18 protein-coding genes are annotated in these 18,630 nt (G+C 63.3%); 12 read left to right on the forward strand and 6 right to left on the reverse strand.

The genetic code is table 11. The annotated features are described in order from the left end of the window. The first annotated feature begins 310 nt into the window (after positions 1-310). The 11 genes from EGM97_RS19830 to EGM97_RS19880 all read left to right on the forward strand — a co-directional run bounded on the left by EGM97_RS19830 (position 311) and on the right by EGM97_RS19880 (position 13,363). Positions 311-1,714 (forward strand): ABC transporter substrate-binding protein, encoded by a 1,404-nt coding sequence (locus EGM97_RS19830; protein WP_238964331.1) that lies wholly within the window; start codon positions 311-313, stop codon positions 1,712-1,714. A gap of 135 nt (positions 1,715-1,849) precedes the next feature. After that, positions 1,850-2,632, forward strand: a complete 783-nt coding sequence (locus tag EGM97_RS19835; protein ID WP_238964332.1) for an ABC transporter permease — start codon at positions 1,850-1,852, stop codon at positions 2,630-2,632. Then, the gene (locus EGM97_RS19840; RefSeq protein ID WP_238964333.1) at positions 2,632-3,477 is read left to right on the forward strand and encodes an ABC transporter ATP-binding protein; all 846 of its coding nucleotides are present in this window, start codon (positions 2,632-2,634) and stop codon (positions 3,475-3,477) included. Before EGM97_RS19835 ends, EGM97_RS19840 begins: the two co-directional genes overlap by 1 nt. Then, entirely contained in the window at positions 3,474-4,436 is a 963-nt protein-coding gene (locus EGM97_RS19845; RefSeq protein WP_238964334.1) for a HEAT repeat domain-containing protein, read from the forward strand. Before EGM97_RS19840 ends, EGM97_RS19845 begins: the two co-directional genes overlap by 4 nt. Then, positions 4,433-4,711 carry a DUF971 domain-containing protein gene (locus EGM97_RS19850; RefSeq protein ID WP_238964335.1) on the forward strand — a complete coding sequence of 93 codons (279 nt, stop codon included), beginning with the start codon at positions 4,433-4,435 and terminating at the stop codon, positions 4,709-4,711. Before EGM97_RS19845 ends, EGM97_RS19850 begins: the two co-directional genes overlap by 4 nt. A gap of 165 nt (positions 4,712-4,876) precedes the next feature. Further along, positions 4,877-5,494: a transcriptional repressor LexA gene (gene lexA / locus EGM97_RS19855; protein ID WP_238964336.1), complete on the forward strand. Its 618-nt coding sequence runs from the start codon at positions 4,877-4,879 to the stop codon at positions 5,492-5,494. Beyond that, on the forward strand, positions 5,494-6,126 hold the full coding sequence (gene imuA / locus EGM97_RS19860; protein WP_238964337.1) for a translesion DNA synthesis-associated protein ImuA: 633 nt from the start codon (positions 5,494-5,496) through the stop codon (positions 6,124-6,126). The genes lexA and imuA overlap by 1 nt, the downstream gene beginning before the upstream one ends. Before the next feature lie 7 nt (positions 6,127-6,133). Next, positions 6,134-7,549 (forward strand): Y-family DNA polymerase, encoded by a 1,416-nt coding sequence (locus EGM97_RS19865; protein WP_238964338.1) that lies wholly within the window; start codon positions 6,134-6,136, stop codon positions 7,547-7,549. Next, on the forward strand, positions 7,525-10,620 hold the full coding sequence (locus EGM97_RS19870; protein WP_238964339.1) for an error-prone DNA polymerase: 3,096 nt from the start codon (positions 7,525-7,527) through the stop codon (positions 10,618-10,620). Before EGM97_RS19865 ends, EGM97_RS19870 begins: the two co-directional genes overlap by 25 nt. A gap of 252 nt (positions 10,621-10,872) precedes the next feature. Next, a complete protein-coding gene (locus EGM97_RS19875) occupies positions 10,873-12,984 on the forward strand; it encodes a hybrid sensor histidine kinase/response regulator (protein ID WP_238964340.1) in 2,112 nt (703 codons plus the stop codon). Positions 12,985-13,093: 109 nt separating this feature from the next. After that, positions 13,094-13,363: a hypothetical protein gene (locus EGM97_RS19880; protein WP_053154337.1), complete on the forward strand. Its 270-nt coding sequence runs from the start codon at positions 13,094-13,096 to the stop codon at positions 13,361-13,363. A gap of 70 nt (positions 13,364-13,433) precedes the next feature. Here EGM97_RS19880 and EGM97_RS19885 read toward each other — a convergent pair whose 3' ends face one another. Together EGM97_RS19885 and EGM97_RS19890 are read right to left on the reverse strand one after the other, a co-directional pair. Then, positions 13,434-13,955 carry a DUF4142 domain-containing protein gene (locus tag EGM97_RS19885; RefSeq protein WP_238964341.1) on the reverse strand — a complete coding sequence of 174 codons (522 nt, stop codon included), beginning with the start codon at positions 13,953-13,955 and terminating at the stop codon, positions 13,434-13,436. Between the two features lie 60 nt (positions 13,956-14,015). Then, positions 14,016-14,186 (reverse strand): hypothetical protein, encoded by a 171-nt coding sequence (locus tag EGM97_RS19890; protein ID WP_238964342.1) that lies wholly within the window; start codon positions 14,184-14,186, stop codon positions 14,016-14,018. On the opposite strand from EGM97_RS19890, the gene EGM97_RS19895 reads away from it, so the two are divergent. Further along, the gene (locus tag EGM97_RS19895) at positions 14,185-14,421 is read left to right on the forward strand and encodes an HP1242/YdcH family protein (RefSeq protein WP_053154331.1); all 237 of its coding nucleotides are present in this window, start codon (positions 14,185-14,187) and stop codon (positions 14,419-14,421) included. The two genes, EGM97_RS19890 and EGM97_RS19895, sit on opposite strands and share 2 nt — an antisense overlap. A gap of 64 nt (positions 14,422-14,485) precedes the next feature. On the opposite strand, the gene EGM97_RS19900 is transcribed toward EGM97_RS19895, so the two are convergent. The 4 genes from EGM97_RS19900 to EGM97_RS19915 all read right to left on the reverse strand — a co-directional run bounded on the left by EGM97_RS19900 (position 14,486) and on the right by EGM97_RS19915 (position 18,435). Continuing rightward, complete coding sequence (locus EGM97_RS19900) at positions 14,486-15,349, reverse strand: LysR family transcriptional regulator (RefSeq protein ID WP_238964343.1); 864 nt, start codon at positions 15,347-15,349, stop codon at positions 14,486-14,488. 63 nt (positions 15,350-15,412) lie between these two features. After that, positions 15,413-17,131, reverse strand: a complete 1,719-nt coding sequence (locus EGM97_RS19905) for a hydrogenase maturation protein (protein WP_238964344.1) — start codon at positions 17,129-17,131, stop codon at positions 15,413-15,415. 223 nt (positions 17,132-17,354) lie between these two features. After that, positions 17,355-17,672, reverse strand: a complete 318-nt coding sequence (locus EGM97_RS19910; protein WP_139641940.1) for an SCP2 sterol-binding domain-containing protein — start codon at positions 17,670-17,672, stop codon at positions 17,355-17,357. A 52-nt stretch (positions 17,673-17,724) separates the two neighbouring features. Then, complete coding sequence (locus tag EGM97_RS19915; protein ID WP_238964345.1) at positions 17,725-18,435, reverse strand: histidine phosphatase family protein; 711 nt, start codon at positions 18,433-18,435, stop codon at positions 17,725-17,727. Positions 18,436-18,630: the final 195 nt, after the last annotated feature.

The raw sequence follows: 18,630 nt of genomic DNA on the forward strand, positions 1-18,630 counted from the left end.
AATGCTGGCTCGCAAGCTTGCTCGGATCGTATTCGCTCTGCTGAAAGGGCAAAGCGAATACCAACCAAAAGCGGCTTGAGGGCTTCCCCTCAACCATAGAATCTCCCACAGTGGATTTGTGGTGGACGCCGGACTTGTGAACGCCTGAGAACAATTGTGGGAGCGAGCCTGCTCGCGATGGGGCCAGCCCAGTCACTACAAAGCCATCCGGCCACCCCCGGACGCCCGATTCAAAAACACCCCTCGTTTCCCACCGTGCAAAGATCACGGCGGAGACGAACCTCCTATACATGATTCGAGGGGAATCCCCATGTTGCGTGCAGCGCTGGCCGGTCTGGTACTGGCTTCATTGACCTTGTCTGCCCAGGCAGAAACCATCCGCATCGCCATCGGCACCCAGGACACCACCATCAATTGCGCCGCCGGCGGATTGTTGATTCGCGAGCTGGGCCTGCTGGACAAATACCTGCCCCATGACGGCGCCTACAAGGACGCCCAATACGACATCCAATGGAAGAACTTCACCAGTGGCGCGCCGCTGACCAACGAGATGGTCGCCGGCAAGCTCGACTTCGGCGCCATGGCCGATTTCCCCGGCTCGTTCAACGGCGTAGCGTTCGAAGCCGCTGGCAAGCACAGCCTGTTCATCAGCGTGTTGTCGGGCAGCACCCAGGGCAGCGGCAACGGCATCGTGGTGCCCAGCGCCTCGGGCGTGCAGTCCCTGGCCGAGCTCAAGGGCAAGACCATTTCCGTGCCGTTTGCCTCCACCGCCCACGGCATGTTGCTGCGCGCCGTCGCAGCCCAGGGCTGGGACCCGCTCAAAGACGTGAACATCATCGCCCAGCCGCCGGAGGTGGCCGGCTCGGCGCTGCAAGCGGGCAAGATCGACGCCCATGCCGACTTCGTACCGTTCGCCGAGCTGTTCCCCAGCCGCGGTTTCGCCCGCAAGATCTACGACGGCGCCCAGGCCGGCGCGCCGACGTTCCATGGCGCACTGGTGGATCAGGCCTATGCCCGCAAGTACCCGGAAATCGTGGTCGCCTACCTGCGCGCAAGCATCGAGGCCAATCAGTTGCTGGCCGCTGAACCGGAGAAATACAGCGAGCTGATCGCCAAGGTCACCGGTGTCGATGCCGAGGTCAATTACCTGTTCCACGGACCGTTGGGCGTGCAGACCCGTGACCTGACCTGGAAGCCGGAATACCGGCAAGCCGTCGGCACCGCCATCGATACCCTCAAGCTGCTGAAAAAAGCCGATCGCGGCCTGGACCTCGACACCTTCATCGATGACCAGTACATCCGTGCCGCGTTCAAGGCCTCGAATCTGGATTACACCGCGCAACTGGCTGACTACACCCAGACGCCACTGAACAGCACCGATGCCGCGACCGGCCAGGCCATCACCGATGTGCGCCGTGTGGCCGAAATCTGGGTGCGTGGCGAGCCGAAAGTCCGGCATTACGCCTCGGCGCAATCGGCCTTTGCCGCGCTGGCGAGCCTCAAGCAGGAAGGCAAGGGCATCCGCGCCGTCTACGCCCAGGCGAGCGACAGCGGGATCAAGCTGCTGGCCGAGCAGGCGTGGTTTGCCACTGATGCCAAGGGGCGGCTCAGCGCGTTTCTGTTGAAGGGCCAGGCCCAGCAATTTGCCACGGCCCAGGGTGGGAAGGTTTTGGACTTTAACGAAGCGACTGCGCAGGCCGTTGCTGCACGCTGATCGTCAGAATATTCAATGACCTGTGGGAGCGGGCTTGCTCGCGAAAGCGATATTTCAGTGACATCGATGTTGAATGTCAGTCCGCATTCGCGAGCAAGCCCGCTCCCACAGGGAACTCGGTTGAGAGGAAGAGTTGTGTTCCGATCTTATTTTCGCTGGCTCCTGCGAGCCGCTTCCCTGGTGCTCTGCCTGCTGTTCTGGCAACTCGCCGCCACGTACCACTGGGACCTGGGCCTGGTGACGTTTGCCAACGTTCCGACGCCCGTGGCCGTGATCCAGGCCGCGCTCGGCCTGGGGGAGTCGGGCAGCCTCGGGCGACACCTGGGCAGCAGCCTGGGTCGGGTCTTCGCCGGCTATGGCGCGGCGCTGCTGATTGGCGTGGCGCTGGGGCTGGCCATCGGTCGCTCGAAATGGGCCGAAGACCTGCTGTTGCCGCCGTTGGAAGTCCTGCGGCCGATCCCGGCGGTGGCCTGGATTCCCTTGGCGATCCTGATGTTTCCGTCGTCGGAGCTGTCGATGGTGTTCATCACCTTCACCGGTGCGTTGTTTCCCATCCTGCTCAACACCGTGCACGGCGTCGAGGGTGTGGACCGGCGGCTGGTTGCGTCGGCGAAAAGCCTCGGGGCAGGGCGTCGGGCGATCCTGCTGGAAGTAATTTTGCCGGGCGCCGCGCCGAGCATCATCACCGGCCTGGCCATTGGCATGGGTACGTCCTGGTTCTGCCTGGTGACGGCGGAAATGATCGCCGGTCAGTACGGCATCGGCTACTACACCTGGGCCTCCTACACCGTGCAGAACTACCCCGACATCGTCGTCGGCATGTTGCTGATCGGCGTGTTGGGCATGGGCAGCAGTCTGTTGATCAAACGCCTCGGCGGGCTGTTCACGCCCTGGCATCGACCACGAGGAAAAGCCTGATGAGCGTGATGCAAGCGCCGGAAGGACGGATCGACATCCGTCAGTTGTCCATTGTCCTGGGCCAGGGCGTCCAGGCGTTCGAAGCCGTCCAGGGCCTGGATTGCCAGATCGAGGCCGGTCAGTTCGTCTGCGTCCTGGGGCCGTCCGGTTGCGGGAAATCGACCCTGCTCGGCGCACTCGCGGGGCATCTGCAACCGCGCACCGGCACGTTGAATGTCGATGGGGCGGCGGTGTCCGGTCCGTCGCCACAGCGCGGCATGGTGTTCCAGCAGCACACGCTGTTCCCGTGGCGCACGGTGCGCGACAACGTCGCCTTCGGCTTGAAAATGCGTGGCCTGGGCAAGGCCGAACGGCACCGGGCCGCCGATGAAATTCTCGCCCTGGTGGGGCTGGAAGGTTTTGCCGGGCACTGGCCGGACCAGCTTTCAGGGGGCATGCAGCAACGGGTGGAGATCGCCCGGGTACTGGTCAACCGCCCACGCCTGTTGCTGATGGACGAACCGTTCGGCGCGTTGGACGCCTTGACTCGCTTGAACATGCAGGAGCTGTTGCTGGATATCTGGACGCGCATTCGCACCACTGTGGTGTTCGTCACCCATGACATCGACGAGGCGCTGTTCCTGGCCGATCGACTGCTGGTGATGAGCCCGCGACCGGGTCGGATCATCGAGGACCTGCGCCTGGATTTCCCTCGGCCACGGACCACCGCACTGGTGACCAGTCCCGAATTCTCCCACTTGAAACGTCACTGCCTCGAGTTGCTGCGCCATGAAGAAGGCCGGCAGTTGCCGCGCCTCAACCCCCTCGGGCTCCCTGAAACCTCCTTGCCGCGATTTGCCCTATGACCTCTCTATTCGAAGACACCGACAACGATGACATCCTCGCCCTGCAACCGCGCCTGACCGATGAAGATCCGGGCGTGCGCCGTATCGCCTTGATTGAACTGGCCGACCTGGAAGAGCCCGAAGGCTTGCTGTGGCTGGTGGAACGCCTGGCCCAAGACCCCAGCGACGAGGTCCGTGCCGAAGCTGCGTGCTTGCTTGAAGCCTGGGAAGAGGCTCCGGTGGTCGCAGCCCTGTGCCAGGCCCTGACCGATCCGTCGGCGACGGTGCAGGCCGCTGCGGCCCAGAGCCTGAGTTTGCTCAAGAGCGAAGCAGCGGGGAGGGTGATCCTGCCCTGGGCCGCCCATCAGGACGTCAACGTACGGGGTGCGGCGTTCCGGGCCTTGCGTGAGTTGCGTCTGGCCGATGCAGCACCGGCTGCCCTCGGTGCCTTGGCCGACCGCGATGCCGGCGTGCGCCGCGAAGCCGTTGGCGTGCTGGGGTGGCTCAAGCATCTCGATGCGCTGCCGGCGTTGGCGCGACTCGCCAGCGATGATCCGGACACCGAGGTGCGGCGGGCGGCCACCGGCGCTCTTGGCCTGGCGTCGGATGCGCAAGTCCTGCCGGCTCTATGCCAGGCGCTGCGGGACCCGGCCTGGGCAGTGCGCGAAGAAGCGGCCACCACGCTGGGCAAGGTCGGTCACGCCGAGGCCGGCCCGGCCCTGATCGAAGCGTTGGCCGATGATTATTGGCAAGTGCGCCTGCGAGCCACCCGCAGCCTCGGCCGTTTACGCTACGCCCCGGCGCTGACGGCATTGATCGAAACCCTGGGCCATCGCATCAGCAACCTGCGCAAGGAGGCGGCCCTGGCTCTGGGGGAATTGGCTGATCGCAACGCCATCCCGGCTTTGAAGGCCGCCCAGGATGATGGTGATCCCGAAGTGCGCAAGGCCGTGCGGATTGCCTTGGGACAGTTGCAATGAGCCCGCTGGCGTTGGGCAATTCCCAGGATAAAAGGCAATTGCGGCTGAACTGGCCCGATGGTCGCGAACAACGCCTGGACCACGCCGAACTGCGCCGCCAATGTCCCTGCTCCCAATGCCGGGCGTTTCGCCTGCAAGGCTCGACGGTCCTGGTGGACTCGCGGATCCGGGTGGTTGCGGTCAATACCCAGGGGTATGGGGTGCAACTGGTCTTCAGTGATGGGCATGAGCGGGGGATTTATCCGTGGGCGTACCTGGCGGGACTCGGACACTGACCCACCGCTATCGCGAGCAGGCTCGCTCCCACAGGGTTCCGGGTGTACATCAACACTGTGAACGCCACGGAAACTGTGGGAGCGAGCCTGCTCGCGATGGCGGCAACCCAGGCCGCCTGTGAACTGACTGGCGGCGCTTGTCAGAAAAAACCGACAGGAGTACAAATGTACTCCATGACGACACTCACTCCCCGCCGCACCGCCATCCTGACCTTCATTCGCGAACGCATCGCCGATCAGGGCCAGCCTCCCAGCCTCGCTGAAATCAGCGAGGCGTTCGGTTTTGCCTCCCGTAGCGTGGCGCGCAAGCATGTGCTGGCGCTGAGCGAAGCCGGTTTTATCGAAGTCAATCCGCACCAGGCCCGGGGCATCCGGTTGCTGAACCAGCCGCCGCGCCCGGAACTGCTGGACGTGCCGGTGCTGGGACGCGTAGCTGCCGGCCTGCCCATCGGTGCCGATGCCGAGGTTCATGACCGCCTGATGCTGGACCCGGCGATCTTCACCAAAGCGCCCGATTACCTGCTGCGGGTCCAGGGCGACTCGATGATCGGCGACGGCATTCTCGACGGTGACCTGGTGGGCGTACAACGCACGCCCCAGGCTTCGAACGGGCAGATCGTGGTGGCACGGCTCGACGGTGAGGTCACCATCAAGCGCTTCGAGCGAGTCGGCGAACAGGTGCGTTTGCTGCCGCGCAACCCGGCCTATCAGCCGATCATCGTCGAGGCCGACCGGGACCTGGCGATAGAAGGGGTGTTCTGTGGCCTGTTGAGGCAAGGCTGATGGGCGCGGTCGTTGCGCTGGACACGCTGTTCAACGGCGGCCAGGTCTGGAAGGGCCGCCCTGCGCCGTCGGCCGCCAGCCCGCAGCCCACCGGCCATGCCGCCCTGGACGCGGCGTTGCCCAGCGGCGGCTGGCCGGAGGCGGCGTTGACGGAAATTCTCCTGGCCGCGCCGGGCGTAGGCGAGTTGCAACTGGTGTGGCCGACCCTGGCGCGGCTGTCGGCGGCGGGTGAGCGGATCGTGCTGGTGGCGCCGCCGTTCGTGCCCTATCCCCAGGCCTGGCAGAACGCCGGGGTAGACCTGCGCCAGTTGTCGGTGATCCGGGCCGACGAGCGCGATGCCCTCTGGGCCACCGAACAGTGCCTGCGTTCGGGCTGTTGCGGCGCAGTCCTGTGCTGGCCTCGCCAGGCGGACGACCGGGCCCTGCGCCGCCTGCAAGTGGCGGCGGAAACCGGCCAGACCCTGGCATTCGCCTGGCGCTCGATCCAGGAAGCCGTCAACCCGTCACCGGCCGCACTGCGCATCGCCATCGATGCCCGACCCGGGCAATTGCGTGTGCTCAAGTGCCGGGGCGGCTTGGCCCATTCCGGGCCGATTGCCTTCGCTACACCTGCATCACGAACCGGGTATTGAGGTTGCGATGCGCTGGGTCTGCATTCTCTTCCCGCAATTGGCGCTGGACGCCGCGCTGCGCCAGCGACCCGATCCCGGGGAGCCCCTGGCGCTGCTGACTGGCCCGGCCCAGCGTCGGGTGCTGCAAGCGGTCAATGACTCGGCACGGGCCCTGGGTTTGCGCCCCGGCCAGACCATGACCGCCGCCCAGGCCTTGAGCAAAGGCTTTGCCACCGCCGAATACGACGCAGCGCAGATCGAGCACTGGCAACAGTTCCTGGCGGCCTGGGCCTACCGTTTCAGCTCTCAGGTCAGCGTGCATTATCCGCGCACAGTGTTGTTCGAGATCGAGTCGAGCCTGGGCCTGTTCGGCCCCTGGCCGGTGTTCGAGGCGCGGCTGCGGGCCGAACTGACGGAGTTGGGATTTCGTCATCGCATCGTCGCCGCCCCGAACCCGGTGGCGGCCCGGGTGCTCGCCAATGCCCACGATGCCCTGGTGGTGCCCGATGCCGAAACCCTGCAACAACACCTGGCGCAGATGCCGGTGGACCGGATCGGCCTTGCGCCCGATGTCGCCACCGCGTTGTCGCGCATGGGGCTGCGTTGCCTGGGGCAGGTCCAGGCCTTGCCCCGGCACACCTTGGCGCGGCGCTTCGAAGCCCAGGTACTCAAACACCTCGATGCGTTGACCGGCAGTCGCACCCTGGCGCTGTCGTTCTACCTGCCGCCGGACCGTTTCGATGTGCGCATCGAACTCAATTACGACGTCCAGTCGCACCAGGCATTGCTGTTTCCATTGCGTCGGTTGACAGGGGATCTGTCGGCCTTCCTGTGTGGTCGCGACAGCGGTGTGCAGCGTTTTGACCTGCACCTGGAGCACGCCGGGTTGCCGGACACCGTGATCAAGGTCGGCCTGCTCAGCGCCGAACGGGAGCCCTCGATGCTCTTCGAACTGGCCCGCGGCCGGCTGGAGCAGGCGCAAGTCGAGGCGCCGGTGCGTGGCTTTCGCTTGTGTGCCGAAGACCTGCCGAGTTTCGTACCCCAGCGTCTGGAATTGTTCGATGAGCGCCCCCAGCAATCCTTGCCTTGGGAGCAATTGCGGGAACGGCTGCGGGCCCGACTGGGCGATGAAGCGGTGCAGGGCCTGGGTTTTCGTGATGATCACCGACCTGAATGTGCCTGGCAGATGACGTCTGAGCCCCAAACCTGTCCCGTGCGCACCGGTGTACAGCGTCCTGGCTGGTTGCTGGACGAATGCCAGGTCTTGCCGGAAGGCCAGGCGCGTATCCTCATGGGCCCGGAGCGCATCGAGACCGGTTGGTGGGACGGTGCCGATGTACGCCGCGATTACTACTTGGTCGAAACCCGCGCCGGACAACGAGGCTGGGCCTATCGACCGGTGGGCGAGGGCGGGCCGCTGTGGCTGCAGGGCTGGTTCGCATGAGCGTCGAATATGCCGAGCTGCATTGCCTGTCCAACTTCAGTTTCCAGCGCGGTGCCTCCAGTGCGTTGGAGCTGTGTCGGCGGGCCAGTCAACAGGGTTATCGGGCCCTGGCGATCACTGACGAATGCACGTTGGCCGGGATCGTCCGGGCGTGGCAGGCGGCCAGGGAACTGAAACTGCACTTGATCGTCGGCAGTGAGATCCAGGTCGAAAACGGTCCGAAACTGGTGTTACTGGTGGAAGACCTGGAGGGCTATCAAGCCCTGTGCCGGCTGATCACTCGTGCCCGGCGTCGCAGCGAGAAGGGCCGTTATCGCATCGTCCGGGAGGATTTCGACGAGCCCTTGCCGGGGCTGCTGGTGCTGTGGGTGCCTGATGACAACGCCGAGGAACAGGGGCGTTGGCTCCAATCGATTTTTGCCGGGCGTTTGTGGTTGTCCGTTCAATTGCACTGCGGGCAGGACGACCAGCGTCGCCTGGCCGACCTGCTGGCGCTGGCCGAACACCTTGGGCTTCCCGCCGTGGCGACGGGCGATGTGCACATGCACGTGCGTGGGCGTCGCGCCTTGCAGGACACCATGACTGCCATCCGCCACCACGTCACGGTGGCCGAGGCCGGCCAGCGTCTGCATCCCAACGGCGAGCGACACTTGCGCAGTCTCCAGGCCCTGGCCGATCTCTACCCCCGTGCGTTGCTCGACGAGACCCTGGCCATCGCCCGGCGTTGCACTTTCGATCTGGGCCAGTTGCGCTATGAATATCCTCGTGAACTGGTGCCCGAGGGGCATGATCCGGCGTCCTGGCTGCGGGAGCTGACCGAGCGTGGCATCCGTGAGCGTTGGAAAGGGCTCGTGACAGACAAGGTCCGGCAGCAGATCGACAACGAATTGGCGTTGATCGCCGAGCTGGGCTACGACAGTTATTTCCTCACCGTGCAGGACATCGTCAGTTTTGCGCGCAAGCAGAACATCCTCTGCCAGGGACGTGGTTCGGCGGCCAACTCGGCGGTGTGTTATGCCCTGGGTATCACCGAAATCGACCCGAGCCAGACCAACCTGTTGTTCGAGCGATTTCTGTCCCGGGAACGTAACGAGCCGCCGGACATCGACGTCGATTTTGAACACGAGCGCCGCGAAGAAGTGCTGCAATACGTTTTCCAGCGCTACGGGCGTCATCGGGCAGCGTTGACGGCGGTGGTCAGCAGTTATCACGGAGCCGGAGCGGTGCGGGACGTCGCCAAGGCCCTGGGCCTGCCGCCGGATCAGGTCAATGCATTGGCCGATTGTTGCGGACGCTGGAGCGACGAGGCACCGCCGCTGGATCGCTTGCGTGAGGGCGGCTTCGACCCGGACAGCCCGGTGTTGCGCCGGGTGCTGAGCCTCACCCAACAACTGATCGGCTTTCCCCGGCACCTGTCCCAACACCCCGGTGGCTTCGTGATCAGCGAACAACCCCTGGACACCCTGGTCCCGGTGGAAAACGCTGCCATGGCCGAGCGCACCATCATCCAGTGGGACAAGGATGACCTGGACGCGGTCGGGCTGCTCAAGGTGGACATCCTGGCGTTGGGCATGCTCAGTGCGATCCGCCGTTGTTTCGACCTGATCGAGCGCTATCGGGGGCAGCGCTACACCCTGGCGGATTTGCCCCGTGACGATGCGGCCACCTACGAGATGATCAGCCGCGCCGACACCATCGGCGTGTTCCAGATCGAGTCACGGGCGCAGATGGCGATGTTGCCTCGGCTCAAGCCCAGCAAGTATTACGACCTGGTGATCGAAGTGGCGATCGTGCGACCCGGCCCGATCCAGGGTGGAATGGTCCATCCGTACTTGAAGCGGCGAAACGGGGAGGAAGCCGTCGTCTACCCTTCGCCAGAATTGCAAGAGGTGCTTGAGCGCACCTTGGGTATCCCGCTGTTCCAAGAGCAGGTCATGCAGATCGCCATCGTTGCTGCCGATTACACACCCGGCGAGGCAGACCAGTTGCGCCGTTCCATGGCCGCGTGGAAGCGCCACGGTGGTCTTGAGCCTCATCGGGAACGTCTGGCCGACAGAATGCGTAAAAACGGCTACAGCCTTGAATACGCCGCGCAACTCTTCGAGCAGATCAAGGGCTTCGGCAATTACGGTTTTCCCGAGTCCCACGCCGCCAGTTTCGCCTTGTTGACCTACGTCAGCAGCTGGCTCAAATGCCACGAACCGGCGGCGTTCGCCTGTGCCCTGATCAATAGCTGGCCCATGGGTTTCTACAGCCCGGACCAGATCCTGCAGGATGCCCGCCGGCATCAGTTGCAGATCCGTCCGGTGGATGTGCGCGCCAGTGACTGGGATTGCAGCCTGGAGCCCCTGGAAGGCCGGCAACCGGCGATCCGCATGGGCTTGCGGCTGATCAAGGGTTTTCGCGAGGACGATGCCCGGCGTATCGAAGTGGCGCGTCGGCAACGGATTTTCCATGACGTGGCCGACCTGGGCGAGCGTGCGCAACTCGATGCACGGGCCTTGGAACAACTGGCCGATGCCGGTGCCTTGCGCGGCCTGGCGGGGGATCGCCATCGCGCCCGCTGGGAGGTGGCCGGGGTGCAAAAACAATTGGGCCTGTTCGCTGGCTTGCCCAGTCAGGAAGAGCCGCCTGTGATACTGCCCAAACCCTCGGTGGGCGAAAATCTGTTCGCTGATTACGTCACGCTCGGTACGACATTGGGCCCCCACCCGCTGGCCCTGCTGCGTCCTGAACTGCGCGCCCGGCGTTGTCGCAGTTCGCGGGAATTGCAGGACGTGGAACATGGACGCAACGTCAGCGTCGCCGGGCTGGTCACCGGTCGTCAGCGCCCCGGCACGGCCAGCGGCGTGACCTTCGTTACTCTGGAGGATGAATTCGGCAACCTCAACGTGGTGGTCTGGCGCGACCTGGCCGAGCGCCAGCGCAAAATCCTGGTGGGGTCGCAATTGCTCAGGGTCGATGGACGCTGGGAAAGCGTCGGCGAAGTGCGCCACCTGATCGCCGGACGCTTGAGTGACCTGACCGGGCTGCTGGCAGGCATCAACGTACGCAGTCGCGATTTTCGTTGACCCAGGCCGAATCGCGAGCAGGCTCGCTCCCACAGTAGGTTTGTGTTGTTCTCAGGCTTTGTGATCGACATCGTCCCTTGTGGGAGCGAGCCTGCTCACGATAGCGGTGTGTCTGTGCCCATGGATTCTGGCTTTACCGCCACCATCATGGCTTGAACATGAAACCAAACGCCAACCCCATGCTCGAAGCTCTGAGCACAAGAAGTTCGCAAGCCGATTTCCCGGCAGGTATTCGAGGTTCAGAGTCGACCCATGCAGTTCTTATCCCAGCATCACGGGTGTCCCGGTTGGGGCGGTGAAATGGCCCGGCGTATCCGGTCGTACGATTGGAGCCAGACTGAACTGGGCGCTATCGAACACTGGTCCGCCAGCCTGCGCAGTGCCGTCCAGATGTTGCTGGCTTCGCCCTTGCCGATGGTCATGTTGTGGGGCCGCCAGGGCTTCATGATTTACAACGACGCCTATGCCGAGTTCGCCGGCGGGCGTCACCCTTATCTGTTGGGATGCGCGGTGGAACTGGGTTGGCCGGAGGTGGCCGAGTTCAACCGTCACGTGTTGGACGTCTGTCTGGCCGGTGGCACTTTGTCCTATCGCAGCAAGGAGCTGGTGCTGCTGCGCAATGGCAAGCCCGAAGATGTATGGATGGACCTGTTCTACAGCCCCGTGCCCGACGATGACCAGGCCCCGGCCGGTGTGCTGGCGATTGTCGTGGAAACCACTGAACTGGTGTTGTCCGAGCGAGCGCGCCAGGAGGCGGAGCGCAGTTATCGTGCCGTCAACGAGCGTATTCAGTTGGCCCTTTCCGCCGGGCCTTTGCTGGGTTCGTTCGTCTGGGACATCCAATCCGATACGCTGTCGGGCGATGAGCGCTTCGCCCGCACCTTCAACTACCCGCCGGACACGTCGCTGGATGCGCTGCCCATCGAGGTCGCCCGCCAGCGTATTCATCCCGACGACCTGGATGAGCTCAACCAACGGATCGAGCTGACCTTGCGCACGGGTGGCCCTTTCAATGCCGAGTATCGGGTCCGTCGACCTGGGGATGACGATCTATGGGTACAAGCCAGTGGCCGCTGCGAGTTCGATGCGCTGGGCAGGCCCTTGCGTTTCCCTGGCGTGCTGATCGACATCAACGAGCGCAAGACTGCCGAAGCGTCGCTGCTCAGGTTTACCCGAAACCTGGAGCAGCGGGTAGCCGATGAGGTCCAGGCGCGGTTGGCGGCCGAAGAGCAGTTGCGTCAATCGCAAAAACTGGAGGCCATTGGCGGGCTCACCGGCGGCGTGGCTCACGACTTCAACAACCTGTTGCAAGTGATCGCCGGCAACCTGCATCTGCTGGCGCGCCACGAGCCGGACAACCGGAACGTGCAGCGACGGGTCAGTGCCTCCATTGAAGCCGTGGAGCGGGGCGCCAAGTTGTCCTCGCAACTGTTGGCGTTCGCTCGTCGCCAGCCGTTGTCGCCGATGGTCTACAACCCGTGGCGCATTTTCGACGGCCTGGTCGAATTGCTGCAGCGGGCCTTGGGCGAGACCATCCGGATCGAAGTGACCTTGCCCGACGATCCCTGGTGCATCCACGTGGATCGCAATCAGTTGGAAAACGCGCTGTTGAACCTGGCGATCAACGCCCGCGATGCCATGGGCGGCGAGGGCACCATCCGCATGGTCGGCGAGAACATCGCGCTCGATGAATCGGACTGTGCCGGCAAGGGCATCCCGGCAGGTGATTATGTGCGACTGTCGGTGATCGACAGCGGCGCCGGCATGCCGCCTGATGTACTGAATCAAGTGTTCGAACCATTTTTCACCACCAAGACCGACGGCCAGGGTACCGGCCTGGGACTGAGCATGGTGTTCGGGTTCGTCAAGCAGAGCGGCGGTCATATCGAGATAACCAGCGACGTGGGCGAGGGCACGCGGGCGCAGATGTATTTCCCCCGCAGCCACAAGCCAGAAACCGGGGAACAAATGCAATGTCACCCACTTGCGCCCGGCAAGCATGAGACGATCCTGGTGGTGGAGGACAACGACGACGTGCGCAGTGCATCGGTAGAGCTGCTGGAGCAGGCGGGTTATCGAACCATCACGGCCCCCAACGCCGACGTGGCCATGAAGTTGCTGCTCGAAGGCGCCTCGGTGGACCTGATTTTTACCGACGTGGTCATGCCCGGCCTGATCAAGAGTTCAGACCTGGAGGCGTGGGCGAAGGTACAGACCCCGCCGGTACCGGTGCTGTTCACCTCGGGTTATACCCGGGACATCATCTCCCGCAACCACCAGCTGAGCCCGGACACTCATCTGCTGAGCAAACCCTACGGGCCCGACGCCCTGACGCAGATGGTCAGGGCGGTGCTCAACGGTTGATCGCGGGGCGGCAAACAAATGGAACCGAAGCTGCAAGGCTCCCTTCGAATGATCAAGGCCGGCCATCGAGCTGGCCCCTGTCAAGAGCCCCTGTCGGGAAGAGGTGTCCATGAACGACAAGCCTGCAAACACTCAGCATCAAGGTCAGACGCAGACCTCATCACCGCGTAACGACCCGGCCATCGATCCCCAGGTGCCGGGTGCCAGTCCGGTCGGTCCGGCCGGAGCGGACCAGGCGCAGAGCGCTGCCGAGGAGGTCGATCAGAAACAACATCACCACGAGAACGACAATACCTTCAGCCCGGGCTTCAAGCCCGATCCAGACCGGCCGAAATCGGGTGACAGCACCGACGCCGATATCGACACCGACGGTGGTTGATGGCATCACGCGAAAAGGGTCGTCCAGAGTAGGACGACCCTTTTTTACTCACGATGCAGGTAGCAAACCGTTATTTGCTGGGATGGGCGGCCTGGAGTTTCTTGGCCATTTCTAAGTGTTCCTGCAGGTGCGGCAACATTTTCTGAGCAAACGCCTTGAGCTCGGTGTTGCCCGCTTTCTTGTCGTCCGTCACGGTCTCGGCTTCTTTCTTGAACAAGGCGATGGTTTCTTCGTGGGCCTTGACCTGGTTGTTCGCATAAGCGGCATCGAAGGACTCATCGCGCACTTCGAGAATCTTGGCCTTGGCCTTCTTCATCAGCGTGGTTTCGTCCGGCACTTCGATGTCGTGTTGTTTCGCCAGCGACATCAGTTCCTGGTTGGCCTTGGTGTGGTCGGTGATCATTGTGTTGGCGAACGCTTTCACATCCGCCGAGGCACTTTTCTCCAGGGCCAGTTTGCTGGTTTCGATTTCCGCAATGCCACCGGCCGCGGCGTTGTCGACGAAGTCGTTGGAACTCGCGGCCCAAGCCATGCCCATGCTGGTACTCAGGGCAACTGCCAGGCCGAGTCGGCGCAGGGTAAATCCGTCCATTGGTCAGTCTCCATACAGGTTGTACGAACAGTTTGTACGCGTGATTCTTGGCGTCACTGATCAATGGAGGATGGCGTGCGGACAAAGGTTTGATTGGAAAGCGCTGCGGTACGACGAACGGTCACCGCTGGTCGGATTGGCGGTCGACAGAACCCCGTCGGCAAGGCCATCCTGATAATCGACGAGCCCGTCAAGGTGCTTGCCACCGAACCACCAAAGGAGGTGTTCCATGCCGGTGCCCCATGATTTGTCCCAGGATCTCAACTTCACCAAGGACGAGATCCAGCAAAAGCGCAGCGAGAATCCAAGGCTGGATTCATTACTTCAAAAATACTCCCAACTCGATGCCGAGGTTGTAGAGGCCGAGAAGCCGACATCCGCGGGAATGCCTGACGCTGCCCTGGAGACACTCAAGAAGGAGCGGTTGATGATCAAGGACCAAATCGTGCTGCACCTGAAGAAGTAAACGGGTGGCGAGGGTCATCCCACAGGGCCGCGAGCGGCCCTTTCAACGGCTTGTCCAGGGGCGATCAGCTCAACGGGTCCCAGCGCTGGGACCAGTCGCTGCCGCTCCTGACGATGGCTCGCAGCACGTCGAACGCCTGTTGCAACGCCGCTGAATCCCGATCCCTGGAATAGACCAGGTAAGTGGGGTAGTTGAATTCCGGTGCCTTGGGTACCCGTTCGAGAATGCCGCTGTCCAGGTAGCTTTGCACGACGCGCGTGCGGAAGTAGCCGCTGCCACCGTTTTCCAGGATGTATTGAAGGGCCAGTGGGCCCAGGTTGAAGGTCACGGCGGCCTTGGCCTTGTCCGGCAAGGCCGTGTCGTGCTGGCGACGGAAATCGCTGCTCCAGTCGATGTACACGTAGGGCTCGGGGCACGTGGCCAGGCGCACCAGGATCAGTTTCTCCTCCAGCAGTTGTTCCACCTGCAGTCTTGGCCAGTATTCGGGTTGATACACCACCGCCGCGTCCAGCAGACCCAATTCCAGTTGCTGCAGCAGTTTTTCGCCATCGCGGATGTCCATGCGCAAGGCGTGACCGGGGATTTTCTGACGCAGTTCCCGGGCCCAACTGAGCATCAACGGGTTACACAGGCTGACCTCGCCGCCGAGGTGCAGGACATTGCGATAGCCCTCGGGCAATGGCAGGTCTCGACGGGCCGCTTCCCAGGTCTGCACAAGTTGATTGGCGTAGACGACGAAGGCCTCGCCGTCTGCAGTCAAGCGTGCGCCGGCGCGATTGCGCACGAACAGCGCGCAGCCTAACTGGCTTTCGAGCTTCTGGACCCTGGCGGTGATCGCCGTTTGGGTGACGTGCAGCTTGTCAGCCGCGGCGGCGAGGCTGCCGTGGCGGACAATTTCCAGGAAGGTGCGGGCGAGGTCGATGTCCATGTTCAAGCCGATGCTGGGGAAGCGGGCATTGTAAGAGCTGGCTCGCCTCCCCGATACCGGCAGTCACTGGACGGCTTCGGCCTCCGCCACCCGCGCCCATGGCGCAACCAGGCGCTCGGGCGTACGGCAGGCCTTGTGCTTGAACACGAAGTGGCGACACTTCTCGGCGAAACCGCGACGATTGTCCACCATGTCGTGGCGCATTTCCTTGAGTTCACCGTCACGACACGCCTGGATCGCCGGCAGGCTCCGTTCGGCCTTGCGGGTCCGGATGGCTTCATAGGCCGGATCGAGCCACGCGCCATTGGCCCGTTGCAGCACCCAAAGGCCGAATTCGTCGAGGCAACGTGGGCCAATCTCCTGGACCATGCCGTAGCGCAGCGCCTGGCGTGCGCTGATGGGCAGGCAGTCCTGGGTGAGCTTCCAAGCCATGTCCGGGCCGACCGCGCGCGGCAGGCTGTAGGTCCAGTATTCGGAGCCGTACAAGCCCATGGTCGCGTAGTGGGGATTGAGCACGATGTCGCTGCGCGCCAACACGATATCGGCGGCAAGGGCCAGCATCACACCGCCGGCCCCGGCGTTGCCCGTCAGTCCGCAGACCACCAGTTGCCGGGCGTTCAGCAACTCCAGGCAGACGTCATCGATGGCCTGGATATTGGCCCAGGCTTCCAGGCCGGGTTCGGCGGCAGCCTGGATCACGTTCAGGTGCACGCCGTTGGAAAAACTGCCGCGTCCGCCCCGGATCAGCAGGACCCGAGTATCCCTGGACTTGGCCCAGCGCAGTGCGTCCACCAGGCGTCGACATTGTTCGGTGCTCATCGCGCCGTTATAGAACTCGAACGTCAGCTCGCCTACGTGGCCGCATTCGCGGTAGCGGATGGGTTGGTAGGCCTCATCGCTGAAGGGGTGCCGGGCCAGCGAGCTGTCGAGCACCGGGACATCGTCGAGCTGCCCCGCCAGTACGTGGCGTGCCGGTCGCTTGAAGTTCTGTTCGCCGGGTTGTGGTTTGCGACGCAGGGAACCGATCCACAGGCTCGCATCGCCGGTCGCCACCAGCACCGCATCGTCACGCACGGCCAGCAGCGTGCCGGGCAAGCCACGGCGGACATCCGGATGGGCGTCGTAGAGATAGAACTGGCCACCGGCCAGGCTTGCCAGCACGCCGGGCTGGCCGTCCGCGGCGTCGATGCAGCGTTTGATGAATGCAGTGCTGTCGTGCCAACTGAAGGTCCGGTCGTCCTGGGTCATGTTCGGCTGCAGGCGGCCGATCACGTCACGGCGGTTGTAATCCAGTGGTATCGGGGCGAAACCATTGGTGAATTTTTCCACCACTTCATGGATACAACGGATAGCCGCATCGCTGACCGGGCCGTTGTACAACTCGGACTTGCGCAAACCCTCGGGCAGGTTGAACTCGCAGGTGGCCCAGACCGGCCCGGCATCCATCTCTTCTACCGCTTGCAGTGCCGTCACGCCCCAGCGTTCGACTTGTCGCATGATGGCCCAGTCCAGAGCGCTGGCACCGCGATCGCCGACAATGCCAGGGTGAATGATCACCACCGGACGGCGAGGATTGCGCCACAACCGCTCGGGGACGCGATCCTTGAGAAACGGGCAGATCACCAGGTGGGCGCCGCTTGCTTCGATTTGTCGACAGACCGAGTCGCCATCGGTGAACAGCACCACGCTGGGACGATGACCGGCTTCGCGCAGTTCCAGCCAGGCGCGTTGGGTCAGGCCGTTGAAGGCGGTCGACAGAAGAATGATCTTCAGTGCAGGCATGGGTCTCTTTCCTTGAGATGAGCGGGCACAGGCTCCGAATGAGCCGTCCCTGGCCTTGATGGAGACGCCAAGTTAGCGGTTGAGAGGCGAGGGTGAACTGACGAGGATCAAGGTTGTGTGCCTTGGGAGGCTCGGGAGGGAGGCTCGGGAGGGCAGAAACACGAATCCCGCCTCGGGGCGGGATTCGTCAGCAGCCGGGCAGCGCCTGCGAGGGCGCCTGGTCTCAGGCCGGGAACAGTTCGGACAGCTTCATCGACAGCATCATGTCGCCTTCGACGCGCAGCTTGCCACCCATGAAGGCCTGCATGCCGTCGGTTTCGCCGCTGACGATGCCCTTGAGGGTTTCGCTGTCCATGACCAGCGTGCAGTTGGCATCGGCGTTTTCACCTTCCTGCAATTCACAGGTGCCGTCCTTGACGATCAGGGCGTATTGCTTGTCTTCGTCGGTGATGTTGAAACCGAACACCAGGTCCAGGCCGGCAGCGGCGGCTGGGTTGAATTTTTCTTTCATCTTTTGTACGGCGTCGACTACAGAGGTCATGGTTTCGATCCTTATTCGGGTGGATACAGCAAGGGTCTACGGTAATTCGACCTCAGCGAAAGGTGATGAGGTCCGGGGTCCTCAACAGTTGCAAGTGAGCATGACTGTTGAAGGAAGCCAGGGCGACCTCGCGGTCCCTGAATTTCAGGTGGTTGAGCGAGGTGTTGACGATCTGCCAGTTCAGTTCGAAGGCCTGTCGGGCCGGTATATGGGTAATCAGGTGGAGCAGGGCGGTGATGGTGCCGCCGGAGGTGAACACGGCGATCTTGTGGGTGTTGTCGGCCTGATCCAGGAGACGATGCAGGCCGGCCTGGACCCGCTCCACGAAACCCGACCAGCTTTCCAGTCCTGGCGGGTCGTACTGGCCGCTGAGCCAGCGCTCGATGATCAAGGCGAAGATACGCTGGAATTCGGCGCGGTTCTGCGCGGCGTTGCGCAGGATATACAAGGCCTCGGGTTCTTCGGGCAACATGTCCGGCAGCAGGGCGCGGATCACCGCGTCGGCGTCGAATTCGTTGAACGCCGGGTCGATTTCCAGTTCAGGCACCGGCAGCCCGGCGGCGGACATCTGGCCCAGCGCGCCCGTGGCGGTGTCCTGCTGGCGGCGCAGGTCGCCCGAGAGGCAGCGATCGAACACGACACCAAGCTCCGCCAGGTGACTTCCCAGCACTTGCGCCTGGCGGACACCGTTGGGCGACAGAACATCGTAGTCGTCCGCACCAAAGGAGGCCTGGCCATGTCGAATCAGATAAATACTGCCCACGTCCGCGTCATCCCGGTACGTTGAAGGTCTGGCGAGGTTATGAGGATGGCGGTGAGCTGTCAATGAAAAAACATACGCTTGTTTGAAATGCTCGTTACAGCCTTGTCTGGCCTCGTCCGGCGTAAGGTAACCATAGGTTTCCCGGCTGGCAGCGACGCGGGTGCATGGGTATGCTGGGAGCGTCTGGTATCCGCC

The sequence above is a fragment of the Pseudomonas sp. AF32 genome (assembly GCF_022342325.2).
In the GTDB taxonomy this organism is placed as follows: domain Bacteria; phylum Pseudomonadota; class Gammaproteobacteria; order Pseudomonadales; family Pseudomonadaceae; genus Aquipseudomonas; species Aquipseudomonas uvaldensis.